The sequence below is a fragment of the Corynebacterium sp. NML 150383 genome (assembly GCF_002285085.1).
Taxonomy (GTDB): Bacteria; Actinomycetota; Actinomycetes; order Mycobacteriales; family Mycobacteriaceae; genus Corynebacterium; species Corynebacterium gottingense.
The window spans coordinates 137,591-156,191 of record NZ_NSGK01000003.1 but is presented as its reverse complement, the minus strand read 5'-3'; the positions used below and the strand labels follow the sequence as shown (position 1 = coordinate 156,191).

The window sequence follows — 18,601 nt, the reverse complement described above, 5'->3', positions numbered from 1 at the left end:
CGCCTATGATGGCCGCCATGACCAACCCACTGCTTGCCCCGTCGGAGCTGCCGTACCAGCTGCCGGACTTTGCCCACATCAGGCTCGCGCACGTCGAGCCCGCGTTTGCGGAAGCGCTTGCGCGCCACGACGCGGAGATCGCGGAAATCTGCGCGCAGGAGTCGCCGAACTGGGAAAACACCGTCGAGGCGCTCGAGCTCGCGGGCCAGGACCTCACGCGCGTGCTCGCCTGGTTCTTCAACCTGCAGGGGACTGACGCCACCGCGGAGTTTGACGCCGTAGCCGACCGCATCGTCCCGCAGCTGTCCGCCCACACGGACGCGATCTACCAAAACGCGGAGCTGTATTCCCGGCTGCGCGCGGTGGCGGTGCCCGATGACGAGGAGTCGCGGCGCCTGCACGAGCTGCTCGTGCGCCGCTTCGTCCGCCGCGGCGCGGACTTGGACGCGAACGGCAAGGCGCGCCTGGCGGCTATCAACGGGAGGCTGTCCGAGCTCTCGGAGCAGTTCGGCCGCAACCTGCTCGCCGATACGAAGCGCCTCGCCGTGCGGCTTTCGCGCGACGAGCTCGCGGGGCTTAGCGAGGACCAGCTCGACGCGTTCGCGGCAGACGACGGAAGCGGCGAGTACATCGTGCCCCTCGAACTTCCCACGACCCAGTCGCTGCAGGCTGAGCTGGAGGACCCCGCGGCACGGCGCGCGCTTTTCGACGCCTCCCAGCAGCGCGGTGCCCAGTCAAACGTTGACATTGTGGTGGAGACGGTCACGCTGCGGCAGGAGCGCGCCAAGCTCCTGGGGTACGACACGCACGCGGACTACGTGATTGCGGAGGAAACCGCTGGCACCGCCGATGCGGCCCGCGCGTTGATCGCGGACCTGGCTCCGGCTGCCGCGGCGAACGCGGAGGCGGAACGCAAGCTCGCCGGCGAGCTCGCGCGGTCGCGCGGCGCGGAGCTTGGGAGCCCCGATGGCCCTGACGGTGCGGACTGGCCGTACTGGGCGGCGCAGCGCCGCGCCGAGGAACTCAACTTGGACGAGGCCGAGCTGCGCAACTACTTCCCGCTCTGGCAGGTGCTGGAGGACGGCGTGTTTTACGCGGCGAACCTGCTCTACGGCATCACCGTCACGCGCCGCGAGGACCTGCGCGGCTACCGCGACGACGTGCAGGTGTGGGAGGTCAAGGAAGAAGATGGCACGGGTCTCGGCCTGCTGCTCACGGACTACTCGGCGCGCGAGACGAAGCGCGGCGGGGCGTGGATGAGCTCGTTCATGGACCAGTCCCGGCTCGCCGGCACGGCACCGGTGGTGGTCAACGTCATGAGTGTGAATAGCGAACTGCTCACCATCGACGAGGTCACCACCGTCTTCCACGAGTTCGGCCACGCGCTGCACGGTCTGCTCTCCAACGTGCGCTACCCGTCGCTGTCCGGCACTAATGTCCCGAGGGACTGGGTGGAATTCCCCTCGCAGATCAACGAGAACTACGCGTTCGCGCCCGAAATCGTGCGCAACTACGCCCGCCACGTGGACACCGGCGCGCCGATCCCGCCCGCGTTGCTCGAGTCCGTCCGCGCCGCGCGCCAGTTTGGCCAGGGCTTTGCCACCGCCGAGTACCTCGCCGCCAGCGCCATCGACCTTGAGTGGCATTCGCTTACCGACGCCACCCCGACCGACATCGACGCCTTCGAAGAGGACGTCCTGCGGCGCTACCACCTCGACGTTCCCGGACTCACGCCCCGGTACGGCTCGACGTGGTTCAACCACATCTTCGCCGGCGGCTACTCCGCCGGGTACTACTCCTATCTGTGGGCCGAAGCACTGGACGCGGACGGGTACGACCTGGTGCAGGAGGAAGGCATCAACCGGGCGACCGGCGCGAAGTTCCGCGACGCTATCCTGTCGCGCGGCGCTGCGCGCGACTACACCGAGGCGTACACGGCGTTCCGCGGCCGCGAGAAAGATACGCGCCCGCTGCTCGTGCGGCGTGGGCTCGAGGGCACCGACATCGCGTCCAACGCTGGGTCCAACACTGGGCGCGCGTAGACGTACACGGAGGAGGGACCTTCATGTTTGCTCTGAGCCCCTGGCTCCAGCTCCCGATCGTGCTTGCCGTCGCGCTGCCGGCGGCCGGGCTCGCCGCGTGGGCGATGCTGCGCGTGGCGGATTGGCTGGCGTTCCTGCGCGACAGAACTCGCGGGACCAAAAGTGCACAACAGACCGGAAGCGCACACGGCGAAGTTTCGGCCGCGGCGGATGGGGAAGTACACTAGCGCCATGGCAAACCCGGAAGAATTGCGCAAGCAGGATCAGCGCCTACCACGGCAGCAGCGCAAGTACCCGCAGTCGCGGGTGACGCAGGCACTGTACGTGATGCTCGCGCTCGTCGTTATCGCGGCGATCGTCGGCGGCCTGGTGTAGCACGCCGAGCCCGCTCCTGCGCGAGACCTGCGCCGGCGGCGGCGCACAGCGGCCAAGCTAGCGCTGCGGCCGCCGCGACGCCTCTGCGACCCGGTGGAAGAGGGGGTGGGACGGCAGGGCGTCGATAAGCACCGGCTTCCCCGCGGCATCGGTGAGGGGGATACACCAGTTTGCGTACTGGTGCGCGTTGGTGCCCGGCTGGTTTTGGATGCGGCGGTCGCCCACCATGTCCACGAGGTTCGTGCACGTCATCGCGGACGGGGTCGAGGCGATGAAGCGGGTGAGGCCGACAAGCAGGTCATCCAGCGAGCCCGCGCTGTCGAACTCGCCGAGGTCGTACTGGGTAAAGTCGGTGTCCGCGAACGGCGTGCCCGCGAACGCGCCCTCGGCGCGCACCTGGTTGAGCACGCGGCCGATCCACACGCCGTCCTCGGCGTTGAGCTCTTCGAGCGACTCCGCCACCAGGCCCAGGCGGGAGCGCAGCTCGTTGTGCACGCCCTCCATGTATCCGGCGGTCGGCGGCAGGTCGTGCGTGCCAACGGCGGACAGCGCCAGCGCCCGGTACTGGTCGGCCGGGCGCGGGTCGTCGGAATCGGTGGCCTCGAACCACAGGACCGTCGTGCCGAACACACCGGTGTCGCGCAGCACGTCCTGCACCCACGGCTCGAAGGTGCCCAGGTCCTCGCCGATCACCACGGCGCCTGCGCGCTGCGCCTCAAGCAGGAGGATGCCCACCATCGCCCGGTAGTCGTAGTTCATGTACAGGCCGTCGGCCGGCGTGTCCTCGCGCGGCATCCAGAACAGGCGGAACAGACCCAGGATGTGGTCGACGCGGATGCCGCCGGAGTGGCGCAGCACCGTGCGCAGCAAGTCGCGCCACGGGCCGTACCCCTGCTGGGCGAGTGCCTCCGGGTTCCACGGCGGTTGGGACCAGTCCTGCCCCTGCTGGGAGTACATGTCCGGCGGCGCGCCAACCGAGGCGTCGGCAACCAGCGCATCAGCCAGCGTGTGCGCGTCCGCGCCGTCCGGGTGAATGCCCACGGCGAGGTCCGTCATGATGCCGATGCGCATGCCGGCGGCCAGCGCGCGGTCCTGGGCGACGCGGCGCTGCTCGTCCGCGATGAACTGCAGCCACATGTAGAACTGGATCGTTTCCTCGTCGGCGGCCTTCGCCGCGTGCTGGCCGTGCTCGGCCGCGTCGGCCTGGACAGCGCACCACTCGCCGAACTCGCGCAGGCCCTCGCCCTCGTCCAGGGTGTACAGCTCGAAATCGTGCGAGCGCCCCGGGTCCTGCTGGGACAGGTAGAACAGCTCGCGCAGGACCGCGAGCTTCACCTCAAACACGGCGTTGCGATCCAGCGGGTCGGCGGTGTGGTTCATCGCTTTCAGCGGGCTGACCAGCTGGTTGACCTCCGCGCGCGTTTCCACGCCGAGCTTGGTGAACTCGGGGACTGCCTCGACGGAAATATAGATGGGATTGACAAAGCGGCGCGAGGCGGGGAGGTACGGGGAGTCCTCCACCGGCGGGACGGGCTGCGCCGCGTGCACCGGGTTGATCAACAGGTAGTCCGCGCCCTCGGCGGCGACAGCCTCGGCGATGCGCGCGAGGTCTTCAAAGTCGCCGATGCCCCAGGACTGCGTGGAGCGCACGGAGTAGAGCTGCGCCATCACGCCGTACGCGGGCCGGCGCTCGAGCGCCTCGTTGGTGGTCAGGCGGGCCGGCACGACAATGAGCGGGCAGACCTCGTCCAGGTCGTCGGACTCTAGGTGCAGCTCGTGCCAACCCTCGGGCAGGTCGCCGGGGACGTGGAAGGTCGCCTCGCCCCAGACGGTGCCGTCGGCGGCGGTGGTCGGCGGCGCCCAGTTCTCGTCCTGGTAGGCGTCGCGCGAGGAGCCGTCCTCCAGGCGGATCCAGCAGTGCGCGTAGTGGCCGTCCTTGACGTGGACGTTGAAGTGCTGTTCCTCGCCCGCGGTGGCGACCACAGTCAGGGGGAGGGGGCGGGTCGCCAGGGCGGTCGCGCGTGCGTCGATAAGCTCTTGGAGCTCCTCGTCCGAAGGGGACTCGGACAGGGGCACGCCGATTGCGCGCAGCAGTTTCATGAAGGACTGCGCCGGCGGCGTAACAAGTTTCCCAACGTCGGAGCGGTAGGAGGTGCCAAAGCCGTACGACCGGGCGAGTGACAGCAGGAGTTCTTCATTCATCACAGTGAACACAACGAACATTGTGCCAAACGCGCCGCGCGCTCGCCCGGAGCGGGGCCGAGCAGCTGTTAACGCGGTAGGGTGAGGGCTTATGTCACAGAATTCTTTCACCACGGACCTCGGATTCGAGCTCGACGCGTCGGAAAACTGCCTGAGCCAGCTGATCACGCTGTGCACGGAGCACCCGCACACGGTGCTGTTTTCCCGCCCGCGTAACTACGACTGGGTGAACGTGACTGCCGGCGAGTTCCTCGAAGAAGTCTACGAGGCGGCGAAGGGCCTGGTGGCGGCTGGTATTGAGCCCGGCGATCGCGTGGCTATCCTATCGGCGACTCGCTACGAGTGGTCGCTGATGGACTTTGCCATCTGGGCAGCCGGGGCGGCGTCGGTGCCGATTTACCCGTCGAGCTCGATGTCGCAGATCCAGTGGATTCTGGAGGATTCCGGCGCGAAGCTGGCGCTGACGGAGACGCGTGATCATACGGAGCTGATCAGCTCGTTCGTGCTGCAGGAGGATGGCACGCCGCGGCTGGCGGGCTCCACGTCCCAGCTGCGCAAGGTCTATGAATTTAATGCCTCGGGCGTGGAGACGCTCAAGTTTGAGGGGCGCGAGGTGGAGCAGTCGCTTATCGACGCCCGCGTGGCCGCCATCACCCACGACGACATCGGCTCGATCGTCTACACCTCGGGCACCACCGGCCGGCCGAAGGGCGTGGAGCTCACGCACGGCAACTGGGCCTACCAGACCTCGGCGCTGATTAAGAACGAGATTGGCGAGGTCGCCGTGCCCGGCAAGCGCGTTGTCACCTTCCTGCCGCTCGCGCACGTGCTGCAGCGCGCGGTGTCGCTGGCGCTGGCGATGGCGGGCGCGACCCAGTCGCACTGGTCCGACACCTCCACCCTCACGGTGGAGCTGCAGCGTGCCCGGCCGAACATGGTGCTCGGCGTGCCGCGCGTGTTTGAGAAGGTGCGCAACACCGCCTACAACAAGGCCGCCGACGGCTCTGCCGTGGGCAAGCGCGTCTTCCTCGAGGCCGAGCGCGCCGCCATCGAGTACTCCAAGGCGCTGGATACGCCGGAGGGGCCGAACCGCGTGCAGAAGGCGAAGCGCAAGGTGTTTGAAAAGCTCGTCTACTCCAAGCTCAAGGACGCCATGGGCGGCGCCGTGACCTACGGAATTACCGGCGGCTCCGCGATGAGCGCCGAGCTGTCGCACTTCTTCCGCGGCATGGGCGTGCCCATCTACGAGGGCTACGGGCTGACCGAGACCTGCGCCGCGGCGTGTGTGAACAACAAGGTCGGGCAGAAGATCGGTACCGTCGGCCCGCCGGTCAACGGCTACTCGGTGCGGATCAACGACGACGGCGAGATCGAGTTCTCCGGCCCCGGCGTGTTCAAGCAGTACTGGAACAACCCGGACGCCACGGCCGAGGCGTTCGACGAGGGCTGGTTCAACACCGGCGACCTGGGCGAGGTGGACGACGAGGGCTTCGTGCGCATCACCGGCCGCAAGAAGGATCTCATTGTCACCGCGGGCGGCAAGAACGTTTCGCCCGGGCCGATGGAGGAGATCATCCGCCAGGACCCGCTGATCTCCAACGCGCTCATCGTCGGCGACGGCAAGCCATTTATCGGCGTGCTGGTCACGCTGGACGAGGACGAGCTGGCCCGCTGGAAGGCCACCCACAACATCCCGGAGCAGAAGAAGCTCTCAGAGCTCGCCCAGGACGCCAGCCTGCGCGCGGAGGTGCAGGACGCGATCAACATGGCCAACGCGACCGTTTCGCACGCCGAGGCGATTAAGAAGTTCCGCATCCTGGACCGCGACCTCTCCGAGCGCGACAACGAGATGACGCCGACGATGAAGGTCAAGCGCAACGTGGTCTTCCAGCGCTTCCGCGAGGACATCGACAAGCTCTACGAGCGGTAGCGCCCGCCGGGGGCGGGGTGGGTGCGGCGTAGCTTCGGCGCGCCTTCCGCGCCGGGGCGCGCGCGTGCCTTAGCATTGCTCCCAGCAAATCCGTAACTCGTCCTGAGCAATACAAAAGGGGGCTTGTCCGTGCACAAGACGGCTGCAATGCTGCGGCACCGCGAGCTCACGCAGGAGATTTACAACATCGGCGACGAGGTCGCCGAGTACATCGAGCACATTGCAGAGGCCGTCGCGGACTACGACGGCGAGCTCACGGACGACTGCCTCGCTGAGTTTGTGGAGATCGCCGACGACGCCCGCGTGGACGCGCGCCGCGTGGTCGGCGAGCTCATCGGCTTGCGCCAGGCGCTGACCTCGGGGATGCGCGCGGGCGTCCTGTCCGCCTCCGCCTGCCCCGAGGAGAAGGTCCCCGAGCCGGAGCTTCTCGACGCCACCGGGCTGGAAGAGCTCTTCCCGCTCTCCGCGCCGTTTTCCGTGCAGACGATGGAGGACGCGCTCACCGGCCGCACCGACCTCACCGTCCAGCACCTCACCGAGATTGTCGCCTACACCCTTGAGCAGACCGACATGGTCGCCCGCGAGCTCGGCGCGGTGAGCCTGCCGCACCTCTACGCCACCGTCTCAGAGCTGGTCGAGGCTGCCGTCGAGGGGTGGGTGGAGACCGTGTGCGTCGACCACCCGGCGTTCGTGCGGACCATGCGCGGGACCAACCCGCCGGAGTTTTTGGACGAGCGCGCCCGCATCAACCGGATCGTGGAGAAGGTCGCGGCGAAGCGCTCCCGGCGCGGTGCCTAAACTGGCCGTATGGCTGAACACGACTCTTTTGGCGTCTACCTTCACGTCCCGTTCTGCGCGACCCGTTGTGGCTACTGCGACTTCAATACGTACACGCCCACCGAGGTAGCGTCCTCGCACGCGGAGTACCTGGACGCGATCGAGCGCGAGCTGGAGCTCGCCGCCGCGCGCACCGCCGCCGCGCGGGGCGAGCACACCCCGCCGCGCGCGGATACGGTGTTTGTGGGCGGGGGCACCCCGTCGCTGCTCGGCGCAGACGGGCTGTCGCGCCTGCTGGGTGCCGTCCGCAACACCTTCGGCCTCGCGCCGAATGCGGAGGTCACCACGGAGTCCAACCCTGAGTCCACCAGCCCCGACTACTTCGCGGGGCTGCGCGAGGCCGGTTTTACTCGTGTGTCGCTCGGGATGCAGTCCGCCTCCACGCCCGTACTCAAGGTGCTGGACCGCGCGCACACGCCGGGGCGCGCTGTCGCCGCTGCCCGCGAGGCGCTCGCCGCCGGGTTTGACCACGTCAACCTGGACATGATCTACGGCACCCCGACGGAGACGGACGATGACGTGCGCAAAACGCTCGACGCGATCCTGTCCACGGGCGTGGACCACGTGTCCGCGTACTCGCTCATCGTGGAGGACGGCACCGCGATGGCGCGCAAGGTGCGCCGCGGAGAGCTTCCGGCGCCCGAGGAGGAGGTGTACGCGCGCCGCTACGAGTTGATCGCCGAGGCGCTCGAGGGCGCGGGGTTTGGCTGGTACGAGGTGTCGAACTGGTCGAAGCCGGGCGGGGAGTGCCGGCACAACCTGCTGTACTGGCGCGATGGTCAATGGTGGGGCGCGGGTCCGGGGGCGCACTCTTATATCGGCCGCGAGCGCTTCGCCAACGTGAAGCGCCCAGAGCGCTACGCCGACACCCTGCGGGGCGGCGAGCTGCCGATCGGGTTCACGGAGACGGTGACGGATGCGGAGCACCACGACGAGCAGGTGATGCTCGGTCTGCGGCTCAAGGAGGGTATCCCTGCCGGCTGGGTTGGGGAGGGGGCGCGCGGGGTCGTCGACAAGCATGTGCGCGGCGGCCTGCTCACCGCGGGCGAGCGCATCGCGGTGACGGATGCGGGCCGATTGCTTGCCGACGGCATCGTGACCGATATTCTGGCCGCCGAGTAGGATAGCTGGCAGTCGATGAGAGGGAGTGCTAATGAGTGCTGCTGATGACCGCCGCAAGGCGGTGCTGCGCGCAATCGTTGCAGACTACATCGCGCAGCAAGAACCAGTCGGATCGAAGGCACTGGTGGAGCGCCACGGGCTCGGCGTGAGCTCGGCGACCATCAGGAACGACATGAGCGTGTTGGAGCAACAGGGCTACATCAGCCAAACCCACACCTCCTCCGGCCGCATCCCCACACAGGCCGGGTACCGCGCGTTCGTGGACGCGCTGCACGATGACGTCAAGCCGCTCTCCGTCGCCGAGCGCCACGCCATCCTGGACTTTCTCGAGCACGGCGTGGACCTCGAGGACGTGCTGCGCCGCAGCGTCCAGCTGCTCGCCCAGCTGACCAACCAGGCTGCGGTGGTGCAGCTGCCCAACCTCGATCTGTCGCGCGTGAAGCACTGCGAGGTTGTCTCGCTCACGCAGACGCGCCTGCTGCTGGTGGTCATCACCGACACCGGGCGCGTCGACCAGCGCAATGTCGAGCTCAAGGGGCCGCTTGTCGACGCCCACGTGCCCGTCCTTCGCGACCTCCTCAACGACGTCCTCGTCGGCCGGACGATGCGCGAGGCCGCCGCCGGGCTGTCCGCGCTGCACGCGAGGGCCCCGCGCGAACTCGCCGACGCCGTCGGGCGCTGCGCCGCCGTCCTCGTGGACACGCTGGTGGACACGACCGCGGACCGCCTGCTCATCGCCGGCGCGGGCAATCTGACCGTGCACAGGCTGGCGGACCTGCACAACGTGATCGAGGCCCTGGAGCAGCAGGTCGTCGTGCTGAAGCTCCTGGCCAGCGCGCAAGATCTGGAGCGGGTGTCCGTGCGGATCGGGCGGGAGAACGAAAACGAGGAATTTTCCCAGGCGGCGATTGTTACTACTGCATATGGCGCGGGCGACGAGGCACTTGGCGGACTCGGGGTGGTCGGTCCGACGTACATGGACTACCCCGGTACGATTCAAAAGGTTGCCACCGTGGCCCAATACATTAGCCGCATCCTGCGGGGCGAATAGCAGCCGCGACCAGCGGGCGGAGCACTTCCTCACACCTCTATAAATCTGAAAGGGTAAATACTTTGGCACGAGACTACTACGGCATTCTCGGCGTCGACCGGGAAGCCACGGAGCAAGAGATTAAGAAGGCGTACCGCAAGCTCGCCCGCAAGTACCACCCGGACGTGAACCCGTCCGAGGAGGCAGCGGAGAAGTTCGCGGACATTTCGCTGGCGCAGGAGGTCCTGCTGGACCCGAAGAAGCGCAGCATTGTGGACCGCGGCGGAGACCCAATGGAGCAGGGCGGCGCGGCCGGGCCCGGCGGCGGCTTCGGTGGATTCGGCGGCGTCGGCGACATCTTCGAGGCGTTCTTCGGCGGGGGCGGCGCGGGCCGCGAGCCGCGTTCGCGCGTGCAGCCGGGCAACGACGCCCTGCTGCGCACCCAGATCACGCTGGAAGAGGCGTTTGCCGGTGTGAAGAAGGACGTCACCGTGGACACCGCCGTGTTGTGCAACAAGTGCCAGGGCTCCGGCTCCGAGTCGGGCGCCAAGCCGGAAACCTGCGACTACTGCCAGGGTCAGGGCGCGGTGCAGGAGATGCAGCAGTCCTTCCTGGGCAACGTAATGACCACCCACGAGTGCCCGAAGTGCCACGGCTACGGCGAGATTATTAAGGACCCGTGCCGCCAGTGCGCCGGCGACGGCCGCGTGCGCACCACCCGCGACCTCACCGTGAATGTCCCGGCCGGCATCGCGTCCGGCATGCGCATCCGCATGGCCAACCAGGGTGAGGTCGGCCACGGCGGCGGCCCGGCCGGCGACCTCTACGTGGAGGTCCACACCGCCCCGCACGCCGTCTTCGCCCGCGAGGGCAACGACCTGCACCTGCAGCTGCGCGTGCCAATGTATGACGCTGCGCTTGGCACCGATCTGGCCGTGGAGAACTTGGCCGGCGAGCAGACCACCATCCAGGTTCCGGCTGGCGTGCAGCCGGACGAGGAGATCGTCCTGCACGGCGAAGGCATGCCGCGCCTGCGCGCCGAGGGTGCGGGCGACATGGTTGCGCACGTGAAGGTGGTCGTGCCGACCGATCTGAACAAGGACGAGCGCGCCGCGCTGGAGCAGCTGCGCGAGTCACACGACGACGAGGCGCGCGTGCACTCCAGCGAGGAGTCCGGCGGGGAAAGCTTCTTCTCCCGCATGCGTGGTAAGTTCCGCCGCTGATGAGCCTGCCGTATTTTTACGCCGCGCAGCCAAGCTCCGGCGAGCTCGACGGCGCCGAAGCGAAACACGCCCACGTCAAGCGCATCGGCCCGGGGGAGCACATCATGCTTGTCGACGGCCACGGCAACGCCGCCGAAGTCGTCGTCCGGGACTGCTCGCGCGACCGTGTCGTCGGCGACGTGGTGGCCGAACACACCGAAGCCGCGCCCACGCCGCGCGTCACGCTCGTGCAAGCGGTGCCGAAGTCGGAGCGCGCCGAGCTGGCCGTCGACCTCGCCGTGCAGGGCGGCGCGGACGCCATCATTCCCTGGATCTCGCACCGCACCATCGCGCGGTGGGGGAACGACAAGCAGGCGAAGCAGGTGCAGAAGTGGCAAAACCAGGCAGCCGCCTCCGCGAAGCAGTCGCGCCGGGCGTGGCTGCCTAAGGTCCACGACGCGGTGACGACCAACCAACTCAAGGACCTCATCGCCGGCAAGCCCGCGGTCGTGCTGCACGAAGATGCGACCGACTCCATCAAGGACCTTAATTTCGGCGAAGAGGTCTTCCTCATCGTCGGTCCGGAGGGCGGCATCGGCCAAGATGAGTTAGATTTGCTCGGAGCCCACCCCGTGCGGATGGGGCCGCAAGTCCTGCGCACAGCGAGCGCCGGGTTCGCGGCACTTTGCGCCATCGGCGCGTTGACGTCTCGCTGGTAGTGTTGAGGAGCAGCATGCAAAATCCAGTTACCCGCAAACTCGAATTGGACTCCGCCTACGCCCAGGCCGTCCTCGGAGTTAACGACGGCAACCTGCGGGTCCTCAACCGGCAGCTCGCCGCTGACATCCACGCGCGTGGCACGACGCTGACGCTGCGCGGTGCCGAGGCGGACGTGGCCTACGCGGCGCGCGTCGTCGATGAGCTCGAGTCCATGGCGCGCCGCGGCGTGCCCGTGGATCCGGACTCCGTCGTCCACGCCGCCCGCATTATGGAGACGGACACGCCAGAATCCGCGTCCGAGATCCTCGGCGCCGAGATCGTCGCCCGCCGCGGCAAAGTGATCCGCCCCAAGACCGCGGGCCAGCGCCAGTACGTCGACGCGATTGATGAGCACACCATCACCTTCGGCATCGGCCCCGCCGGCTCCGGCAAGACCTACCTGGCCGTGGCGAAGGCGGTGCAGGCGTTGCAGGCCAAGGAGGTCAAGCGCATTATCCTCACCCGCCCCGCCGTGGAAGCGGGCGAGAAACTCGGCTTCCTCCCGGGCACGCTGAACGACAAGATCGACCCGTACCTGCGCCCGCTCTACGACGCGCTGCGGGACATGTTGGACCCGGAGATGATCCCCAAGCTCGTCGACGCCAACATCATCGAGGTCGCCCCCCTCGCCTACATGCGCGGTCGCACCCTGTCGGACGCGTTCGTGATCCTGGACGAGGCGCAGAACACCACCGGTGCCCAGATGAAGATGTTCCTCACCCGCCTGGGCTTCCGCTCGAAGATGGTGGTCACCGGCGACATCTCGCAGGTGGACCTGCCGCGCGGCACCGTGTCCGGCCTGCGCGTTGCCCGGCGCATTCTGTCCAACATCGATGACATCGCGTTCCAGGAGATGCGCGGCGAGGACGTCGTGCGCCACCACCTGATCTCCCGCATCGTCGCCGCGTACGACCGGCACGATGCCCAGAATTCGATGCGCTACGAGAAGCGCCAGCAGGAGCTTGAGCGCGAGCGCGAGGAGGAAGCCAGCCAGTGAGCATTGAAGTTCTCAACGAGTCCGGCGAGGCCGACGTAAACGAGCAAATGCTTATCGACGTTTGCTCGTTCGCCCTCCAAACCATGGACGTCCACCCGGACACCGAGGCCACGATCACGCTCGTGGATGAGCCGACGATGGCCGATCTCCACGTCCGCTGGATGGACCTTGAGGGCCCGACCGACGTGATGAGCTTCCCCATGGACGAGCTGACCCCGGGCGGCGGCCGCCCCGACGCGACCCCGATGGGCGCGGCGATGCTCGGCGACATCATCCTGTGCCCGGCGTTTGACCGCAGGCAGGCGGAGATGGCCGGCCACGATTTGGCGCACGAGCTCGCGCTGCTTACTGTCCACGGTGTCCTGCACCTGCTCGGCTACGACCACATCCAGCCCGCCGACGAGCGCGAGATGTTCGCGCTGCAGAACGAGATCCTCGCCGACTGGTACGACTCCATGACCGCGCGCGGGGTGGAGTACCAGCCGAAGCCGACCGGTGCGCACGCGTTCCCCTCCGCCGCTGACCGCGAGGAGCTCGACCGCCTGATGCGTGAGCGCGAGGCGCAGCACACCGACCCCCACGGCCCCAGAGGCTCCAACGCACCGACCCAGAACGAGAACTAACACCTCAATGCACAACACCATTCTCTACGGCATCATCGCGCTCGCGGCGATGCTGTTGTCCGGCCTCCTTGGCTCCGTCGAATCCGCCCTGACCCCGGTCTCCCGGGCGCGTGTGGAAAACATGGTGAAGGACGAGGTCGCTGGCGCGCCGGTGCTGCTGCGCGTGGTCAACGCGCGCGCGAACTACGTCAATATGCTCGTGCTGCTGTCTACCACGCTGGACATCACGGCGGCGGTGTTCGCGGCGATCACAGCCATGGACCTCATTGACGCGGAAGGCTGGGCGATCACCGCGGCGATCGTGGCGGTGGCGCTGCTGCAGTTCAGCATCATCGGCGTCTTCGCCCGCACGGCTGGCAAGCGCAACCCGTACACCATCTCGCTGAAGGCGGCCCAGTGGCTCGTGGTGTTCCACACGGTGCTGGGGCCGGTGTCCCGTTTCCTGATCAAGCTGGGCAACCTGTTCCACCCGGGTGCGGACTTCCGCGACGGCCCGTACGCCACCGAAGTGGAGCTGCGCGAGGCCGTTGACATTGCGCAGGAGAAGGGCGTGGTGGAGACCACCGAGGGCCGCATGATCCAGAACATCTTCGACCTCGCGTCCACCCACGCCCGCCAGGTGATGGTGCCGCGCCCGGAAATGATCTGGATCGAGAGCGAAAAGACGGCGCGCCAGGCCACGAGCCTGATGGTTCGCTCGGGTCACTCGCGCGTTCCGCTCATCGGCGAGAGCGTCGACGAGATCGTCGGCGTGGCCTACCTCAAGGACATGTTCGGCGACAACGGTGCCCCGGTCGACGCGTCGACACAGCTGATCGGGCTGATGCGCGATCCGCTGTTCGTGCCGGAGTCGAAGCCGCTGGATGAGCTGCTCAAGCAGATGCAGCAGCAAAACACGCACATCGCAATCGTCATTGACGAGTTCGGCAACGTGGCCGGCCTCCTCACCATGGAGGACCTGCTGGAGGAGATTGTCGGCGAGATCACCGACGAGTTCGACGAGGACGAGGACGCCCCGATCGAGCAGATCGGCGAGCGCCAGTTCCGCGCCCAGTCCCGCCTGCCGCTCGATGATCTGGTGGACTACCTCGAGGACCACTTCGATTACGAGGTCGAGTTCGACGACGAGCTCACCGACTCTGTGGACACCCTCGCCGGCCTACTGTCCTACCAGCTTGGCCGCGTCCCGCTCCCGGGGTCGTCGACGGTGATCGACGGCGTGCGCTACACCGCCGAGGGCGGCTTCGACCGCCGCGGCCGCATCAAGACGAGGACAGTGCTTATCGACGTCCCCGAACCCCCCGAAGAGCCGCTGCCGACTGACGAAACGCGCTAAGATAGTACCTGTCAGTTTTTCCTCTTGAAAGGGGCTTTTCCAATGCGTGCAGTGCGCTACTACGGTCAGAACGACATCCGCGTCGAAGAGATTGACGCGCCGGAGGCGGGCAAGGGCGAGGTGCTCATCGACATCGCCTGGTGCGGCATCTGCGGCACAGACCTGCACGAGTACCTGGAGGGGCCGATCTTCTGCCCGAAGCCGGGCCACCCGCACCCGATCACGGGCGAAGAGCCGCCGGTCACCCTGGGCCACGAGTTCTCCGGCGTGATCTCCGCGCTGGGCGAGGGCGTGGACGACCTGGAGGTCGGCCAGCACGTCGTCGTCGAGCCGTACGTCCTGCCGGATGACGTCGACCCGAAGAAGCCGGGCCCGTACAACCTGCACCCGGACGTCAACTTCATTGGCCTGGCTGGCGGTGGCGGCGGCCTCTCCGAGAAGATCGCGGTCCCGCGCCGTTGGGTCCACACGATTTCAAACGACATCCCGCTGGATGAGGCCGCCCTGATCGAGCCGCTCTCCGTTGCCCACCACGGCTTCTCCGCCGCGGACGCGAAGGAAGGCGACGTGGCGCTGATCGGCGGCGCCGGCCCGATCGGCGTGCTCACCGCCGCGGTGGCGAAGGCATACGGCTGCACCGTGGTCGTCTCTGAGCTCTCCGAGCTGCGCCGCCAGAAGGCGCTCGACGCCGGCGTGGTCGACTACGCCATCGACCCGAGCAGCCAGGACCTCAAGGAAGAGATCATGAAGATCACGGACGGCAAGGGCGCGGACATCGCTTTCGAGGCCACCTCCGTGAACGTGGTGCTGGACCAGCTGGTGGACTGCCTGAAGCTCAAGGGCACCCTGGTCGTGGAGTCCATCTGGTCCAAGAAGGCATCGCTGGACATCCACAGCGTCGTCATGAAGGAGCTGACGCTGCGCGGCATCATCGGCTACGCACACGACCACGAGCAGACCATCAAGCTCGTCGAGTCCGGCAAGATCGACCTCAAGCCGTTCATCACCGGCAAGATCGGTTTCGACGGCGTGGTCGACGAGGGCTTTGACACCCTGATCAACCGCAACGAGACCGCGGTGAAGATCCTCGTTTCCCCGGAGCTGTAGAGAATATTAGGAAATTCTCGGGGCTGCGTTTGTGGCCCCTGACGCCCCCGTCGCAAAGCGGCGGGGGCACAATAGGTGGTATGAGTAACATTCTCTCCATCCAATCGGCAGTTGCGTATGGGCACGTGGGCAACTCGGCCGCCGTCTTTCCCCTGCAGCGCATCGGCCACGAGGTGTGGCCGGTGTACACCGTCAACTTTTCCAACCACACCGGTTACGGTCACTGGACCGGCCTGATGATCCCGGCCTCGGATGTCGCGGACATCATCAAGGGCATGGATGAGCGCGGCGCCCTCGAGCGTGTCGACGCGGTGCTTTCCGGCTACCAGGGCGGCGACGACATCGCCGACGTGATCGTGGAGGCTGTCGCGCAGGTCAAGGCCAAGAACCCGAACGCCATCTACGCGTGCGACCCGGTGATGGGCAACGCCAAGTCCGGGTGCCACGTCTCCGACAACATCCCGCCGCTGCTGCGCGACAAGGTCGTGCCGGCCGCCGACCTGATCACCCCGAACCAGTTCGAGCTGGGCTACCTCACCGAGCGCGACGTCAACGATCTGGATTCGACGCTGGCCGCCGTGGACGCCGCCCGCGAGATGGGCCCGTCGACCGTGCTGGTCACCTCCGTCGAGCGCCCCGACGCGCCGGAGGACGTCATGGAGATGATCGCTGTGGATGACAAGGGCAAGTGGATCGTGCGCACCCCGCGCCTGCCGTTTAAGCGCAACGGCTCCGGCGACGTCACCGCCGCCCTGTTCACCGGCCACTACCTGCGCGGCGGCGACGCGGCGGACGCGCTGGCTCGCACCGCAAGCTCCGTGTACGACATGCTGCGCCTCACCCACGAGGCGGACTCGCAGGAGCTCAAGCTTGTGGAGGCGCAGGACTACTACGCCAACCCGCAGCTGCAGTTCAACGTGGAAGCGCTGTAGTGAACATCGTTTCGTTGCAGTCGGCGGTGGCGTACGGGCACGTGGGCAACTCGGCCGCCGTGTTCCCCATGCAACGCCTCGGCCACGAGGTGTGGCCGGTGCACACCGTCAACTTTTCAAACCACACGGAGTACCCCACGTGGCGCGGTCCGGTACTCGGCGCGGACAACGTGCGCGAGATCCTACGCGGCATGGAGTTCGCGTTCCCGCAGGTGGACCTGTTTGTCAGCGGGTACCTCGGCACCGCCGAGATGGCGGAGGTGGTGCGCGACGCCGTCGTGGCCATCAAGGAGGCCAACCCGCAGGCGCGCTACGTGTGCGACCCGGTGATCGGTAACTCGGAGGTCGGCTCGTTTGTCAACGAGGACATCCCCGACGTGTACACGGAGACGCTCATCCCGCTTGCCGACGCCATCACGCCCAACCAGTGGGAACTCTCGCTACTGACCGGCCGGCGCCTCGACCAGGCGGGCAGCACCTCCGAGGCTGCGTACGCCGCGGACGCCGCAGCCGCGGAGTACACCGAGGCGCTCGCAGACGCCGCGCGGTCGCTGTGCAGCAACGCGCTCATCACCTCGGTGGAGACGGGGGACCCGGAGACGATTGGGATGGTCGACGTGGCGTCGACAAGCGTCCTGCGCACTGACGCCCCGCGGCTCGGCGGAAACATTGTTGGTGCGGGTGACCTGGCGACGGCGCTGTACGCCGCGCTCATCGACGTCGCGCCGCAGCAGCGCCTCGACCACCTCGCCGGGACGATGGGCGCGATGGTGCGCGCGGTGCGCGAGCGCGGGCTCGACGAACTGCCGCTCGTTGAGCTGCAGGAGTGCATCGTCGACCCCGCACGTACCGCCTAGGCGAAGGACGAGCGCGGCGCGCCGATGCCCGGGTCGATACGCGGCGGCTCGCCGGCGCCGGGGCGGATGTCAATGTCAAAGATTTCCGTCGGCAGGTACACCGTGGCGCACGCGTTCGGAATGTCCACCACACCGGAGAAGCGGCCCTCGATCGGCGCCGCGCCCAGCAGCAGGTAGGCCTGCTCCGGGGACCAGCCGAACGTGGTGAGGTAATCGATGGCGTGGAGGCACGCGCGCTGGTACGCCAGCTGGGAATCCAGGTAGCGCTGCTCGCCCTCGAGCGTGACGGAGGTCCCGGAGAACGCGAGCCACTGGCTGTACTGCGGCTCGACGTTGCCCGGCATGAAGATGGCGTTTTCGGTCACGCCGTACTTGGCCATGCCGTCCTTGATCACGTCGACGTGGAAGTCGATGAAGCCGCCCATCTCGATGCCGCCGCAGAACGTGATCTCGCCGTCGCCCTGGGAGAAGTGCAGGTCGCCGACGGAGAAATTCGCGCCGTCGACAAACACGGGGTAGAACACGCGCGTGCCCTTGGACAGGTTCTTGATGTCCTGGTTGCCGCCGTTTTCGCGCGGCGGGGCGGTGCGGGCGCCTTCCCCGGCGACGCGGTCGAAGTCAGCGCCGGTGAGCGAGCCGAGGATGGCGTGGTCTGGCTCGGGCGGCAGCGCGAGCGGCGGGACGCGCTCCGGGTCGGTGGCGATGAGCGCCGCCTCGCGCTGGTTCCACTTGCCCAGCAGCTCGTGGGACGGGGCGGTGCCCATGAGGCCCGGGTGGATAATGCCGGTGAAGCTCACGCCCGGGATGTGGCGCGAGGTCGCGGTCTGGCCGGTGAAGTCCCACACGGCCTTGTACGCGTCGGGGAACTGGTCGGTGAGGAAGCTGCCGCCGTTCTTCTTGGCAAAGATGCCGGTGTAGCCCCAGCCCTGGCCGGCGAGCGGGCCCTCCTCCTGCGGGATTGGCCCCACGTCCAGGATGTCCACAACCAGCAGGTCGCCCGGCTTCGCGCCTTCGATGCGGAACGGGCCGGAGAGTGCGTGGACCTTGTTCAGCGGCGCGTCGCGGATGTCGTCGGCGCTGTCGTCGTTGTGGATGTCGCCGTCGAACCACTCGCGGCAGTCAACGCGGAAGGTGTCACCGGGCTGCACCGTCTGGATCGCCGGGATGTCGGGGTGCCAGCGGTTGTGGCCGACGGTCTCCTGATCCGGGAACGGCTTGGCGGAATCGAGTGGGAAAAGATTCTTCGGCAT

The 18,601-nt window shown here is 67.5% G+C and carries 17 protein-coding genes; 15 read left to right on the top strand and 2 right to left on the bottom strand.

The window, feature by feature from the left end:
- The first annotated feature begins 17 nt into the window (after positions 1-17).
- Genes CKJ85_RS04630 through CKJ85_RS12095 form a run of 3 tightly spaced genes read left to right on the top strand, consistent with a single transcriptional unit; the run spans position 18 to position 2,417 of the window.
- Positions 18-2,042 (top strand): M3 family metallopeptidase, encoded by a 2,025-nt coding sequence (locus CKJ85_RS04630; protein ID WP_095553661.1) that lies wholly within the window; start codon positions 18-20, stop codon positions 2,040-2,042.
- A 23-nt stretch (positions 2,043-2,065) separates the two neighbouring features.
- Positions 2,066-2,269 carry a hypothetical protein gene (locus tag CKJ85_RS04625; protein WP_095553581.1) on the top strand — a complete coding sequence of 68 codons (204 nt, stop codon included), beginning with the start codon at positions 2,066-2,068 and terminating at the stop codon, positions 2,267-2,269.
- 4 nt (positions 2,270-2,273) lie between these two features.
- Entirely contained in the window at positions 2,274-2,417 is a 144-nt protein-coding gene (locus tag CKJ85_RS12095) for a hypothetical protein (RefSeq protein ID WP_095553580.1), read from the top strand.
- Between the two features lie 57 nt (positions 2,418-2,474).
- Here CKJ85_RS12095 and malQ read toward each other — a convergent pair whose 3' ends face one another.
- Positions 2,475-4,640 carry a 4-alpha-glucanotransferase gene (gene malQ / locus CKJ85_RS04615; RefSeq protein ID WP_369825020.1) on the bottom strand — a complete coding sequence of 722 codons (2,166 nt, stop codon included), beginning with the start codon at positions 4,638-4,640 and terminating at the stop codon, positions 2,475-2,477.
- A gap of 70 nt (positions 4,641-4,710) precedes the next feature.
- Here malQ and CKJ85_RS04610 point away from each other — a divergent pair, with 70 nt between their 5' ends.
- The 12 genes from CKJ85_RS04610 to pdxY (CKJ85_RS04555) all read left to right on the top strand — a co-directional run bounded on the left by CKJ85_RS04610 (position 4,711) and on the right by pdxY (CKJ85_RS04555) (position 17,351).
- Positions 4,711-6,549: a long-chain fatty acid--CoA ligase gene (locus tag CKJ85_RS04610; protein WP_095553579.1), complete on the top strand. Its 1,839-nt coding sequence runs from the start codon at positions 4,711-4,713 to the stop codon at positions 6,547-6,549.
- Positions 6,550-6,678: 129 nt separating this feature from the next.
- Entirely contained in the window at positions 6,679-7,347 is a 669-nt protein-coding gene (locus CKJ85_RS04605; RefSeq protein WP_095275579.1) for a hypothetical protein, read from the top strand.
- A 9-nt stretch (positions 7,348-7,356) separates the two neighbouring features.
- Complete coding sequence (hemW, locus tag CKJ85_RS04600) at positions 7,357-8,508, top strand: radical SAM family heme chaperone HemW (protein WP_095553578.1); 1,152 nt, start codon at positions 7,357-7,359, stop codon at positions 8,506-8,508.
- 31 nt (positions 8,509-8,539) lie between these two features.
- Positions 8,540-9,559: a heat-inducible transcriptional repressor HrcA gene (hrcA, locus tag CKJ85_RS04595; protein ID WP_095553577.1), complete on the top strand. Its 1,020-nt coding sequence runs from the start codon at positions 8,540-8,542 to the stop codon at positions 9,557-9,559.
- A gap of 62 nt (positions 9,560-9,621) precedes the next feature.
- Positions 9,622-10,761: a molecular chaperone DnaJ gene (gene dnaJ, locus CKJ85_RS04590; protein WP_095546530.1), complete on the top strand. Its 1,140-nt coding sequence runs from the start codon at positions 9,622-9,624 to the stop codon at positions 10,759-10,761.
- Positions 10,761-11,459 (top strand): 16S rRNA (uracil(1498)-N(3))-methyltransferase, encoded by a 699-nt coding sequence (locus CKJ85_RS04585; RefSeq protein WP_095553576.1) that lies wholly within the window; start codon positions 10,761-10,763, stop codon positions 11,457-11,459. The genes dnaJ and CKJ85_RS04585 overlap by 1 nt, the downstream gene beginning before the upstream one ends.
- A 14-nt stretch (positions 11,460-11,473) precedes the next feature.
- Entirely contained in the window at positions 11,474-12,496 is a 1,023-nt protein-coding gene (locus CKJ85_RS04580; RefSeq protein WP_095537309.1) for a PhoH family protein, read from the top strand.
- Positions 12,493-13,119, top strand: coding sequence for an rRNA maturation RNase YbeY (gene ybeY, locus CKJ85_RS04575; protein WP_095553575.1), 627 nt, complete (start codon positions 12,493-12,495; stop codon positions 13,117-13,119). The genes CKJ85_RS04580 and ybeY overlap by 4 nt, the downstream gene beginning before the upstream one ends.
- Before the next feature lie 7 nt (positions 13,120-13,126).
- A complete protein-coding gene (locus CKJ85_RS04570) occupies positions 13,127-14,455 on the top strand; it encodes a hemolysin family protein (RefSeq protein WP_095553574.1) in 1,329 nt (442 codons plus the stop codon).
- Positions 14,456-14,497: 42 nt separating this feature from the next.
- On the top strand, positions 14,498-15,562 hold the full coding sequence (locus CKJ85_RS04565) for a 2,3-butanediol dehydrogenase (protein ID WP_095553573.1): 1,065 nt from the start codon (positions 14,498-14,500) through the stop codon (positions 15,560-15,562).
- Positions 15,563-15,642: 80 nt separating this feature from the next.
- Positions 15,643-16,494: a pyridoxal kinase PdxY gene (gene pdxY, locus CKJ85_RS04560; protein WP_095275494.1), complete on the top strand. Its 852-nt coding sequence runs from the start codon at positions 15,643-15,645 to the stop codon at positions 16,492-16,494.
- On the top strand, positions 16,494-17,351 hold the full coding sequence (pdxY, locus tag CKJ85_RS04555) for a pyridoxal kinase (RefSeq protein ID WP_095553572.1): 858 nt from the start codon (positions 16,494-16,496) through the stop codon (positions 17,349-17,351). The genes pdxY (CKJ85_RS04560) and pdxY (CKJ85_RS04555) overlap by 1 nt, the downstream gene beginning before the upstream one ends.
- On the opposite strand, the gene fmdA is transcribed toward pdxY (CKJ85_RS04555), so the two are convergent.
- Entirely contained in the window at positions 17,348-18,601 is a 1,254-nt protein-coding gene (gene fmdA, locus CKJ85_RS04550; protein ID WP_095535441.1) for a formamidase, read from the bottom strand. The two genes, pdxY (CKJ85_RS04555) and fmdA, sit on opposite strands and share 4 nt — an antisense overlap.

Bases quoted from the DNA above. Each gene is read 5' to 3' on its own strand.
- pdxY (WP_095275494.1), top strand. From the start codon at position 15,643: ATGAGTAACATTCTCTCCATCCAATCGGCAGTTGCGTATGGGCACGTG.
- CKJ85_RS04630 (WP_095553661.1), top strand. From the start codon at position 18: ATGACCAACCCACTGCTTGCCCCGTCGGAGCTGCCGTACCAGCTGCCG.
- CKJ85_RS12095 (WP_095553580.1), top strand. From the start codon at position 2,274: ATGGCAAACCCGGAAGAATTGCGCAAGCAGGATCAGCGCCTACCACGG.
- CKJ85_RS04580 (WP_095537309.1), top strand. From the start codon at position 11,474: ATGCAAAATCCAGTTACCCGCAAACTCGAATTGGACTCCGCCTACGCC.
- CKJ85_RS04625 (WP_095553581.1), top strand. From the start codon at position 2,066: ATGTTTGCTCTGAGCCCCTGGCTCCAGCTCCCGATCGTGCTTGCCGTC.
- CKJ85_RS04585 (WP_095553576.1), top strand. From the start codon at position 10,761: ATGAGCCTGCCGTATTTTTACGCCGCGCAGCCAAGCTCCGGCGAGCTC.
- CKJ85_RS04570 (WP_095553574.1), top strand. From the start codon at position 13,127: ATGCACAACACCATTCTCTACGGCATCATCGCGCTCGCGGCGATGCTG.
- hemW (WP_095553578.1), top strand. From the start codon at position 7,357: ATGGCTGAACACGACTCTTTTGGCGTCTACCTTCACGTCCCGTTCTGC.
- fmdA (WP_095535441.1), bottom strand. From the start codon at position 18,601: ATGCCGAAGAATCTTTTCCCACTCGATTCCGCCAAGCCGTTCCCGGAT.
- CKJ85_RS04610 (WP_095553579.1), top strand. From the start codon at position 4,711: ATGTCACAGAATTCTTTCACCACGGACCTCGGATTCGAGCTCGACGCG.
- malQ (WP_369825020.1), bottom strand. From the start codon at position 4,640: ATGTTCGTTGTGTTCACTGTGATGAATGAAGAACTCCTGCTGTCACTC.
- hrcA (WP_095553577.1), top strand. From the start codon at position 8,540: ATGAGTGCTGCTGATGACCGCCGCAAGGCGGTGCTGCGCGCAATCGTT.
- CKJ85_RS04565 (WP_095553573.1), top strand. From the start codon at position 14,498: ATGCGTGCAGTGCGCTACTACGGTCAGAACGACATCCGCGTCGAAGAG.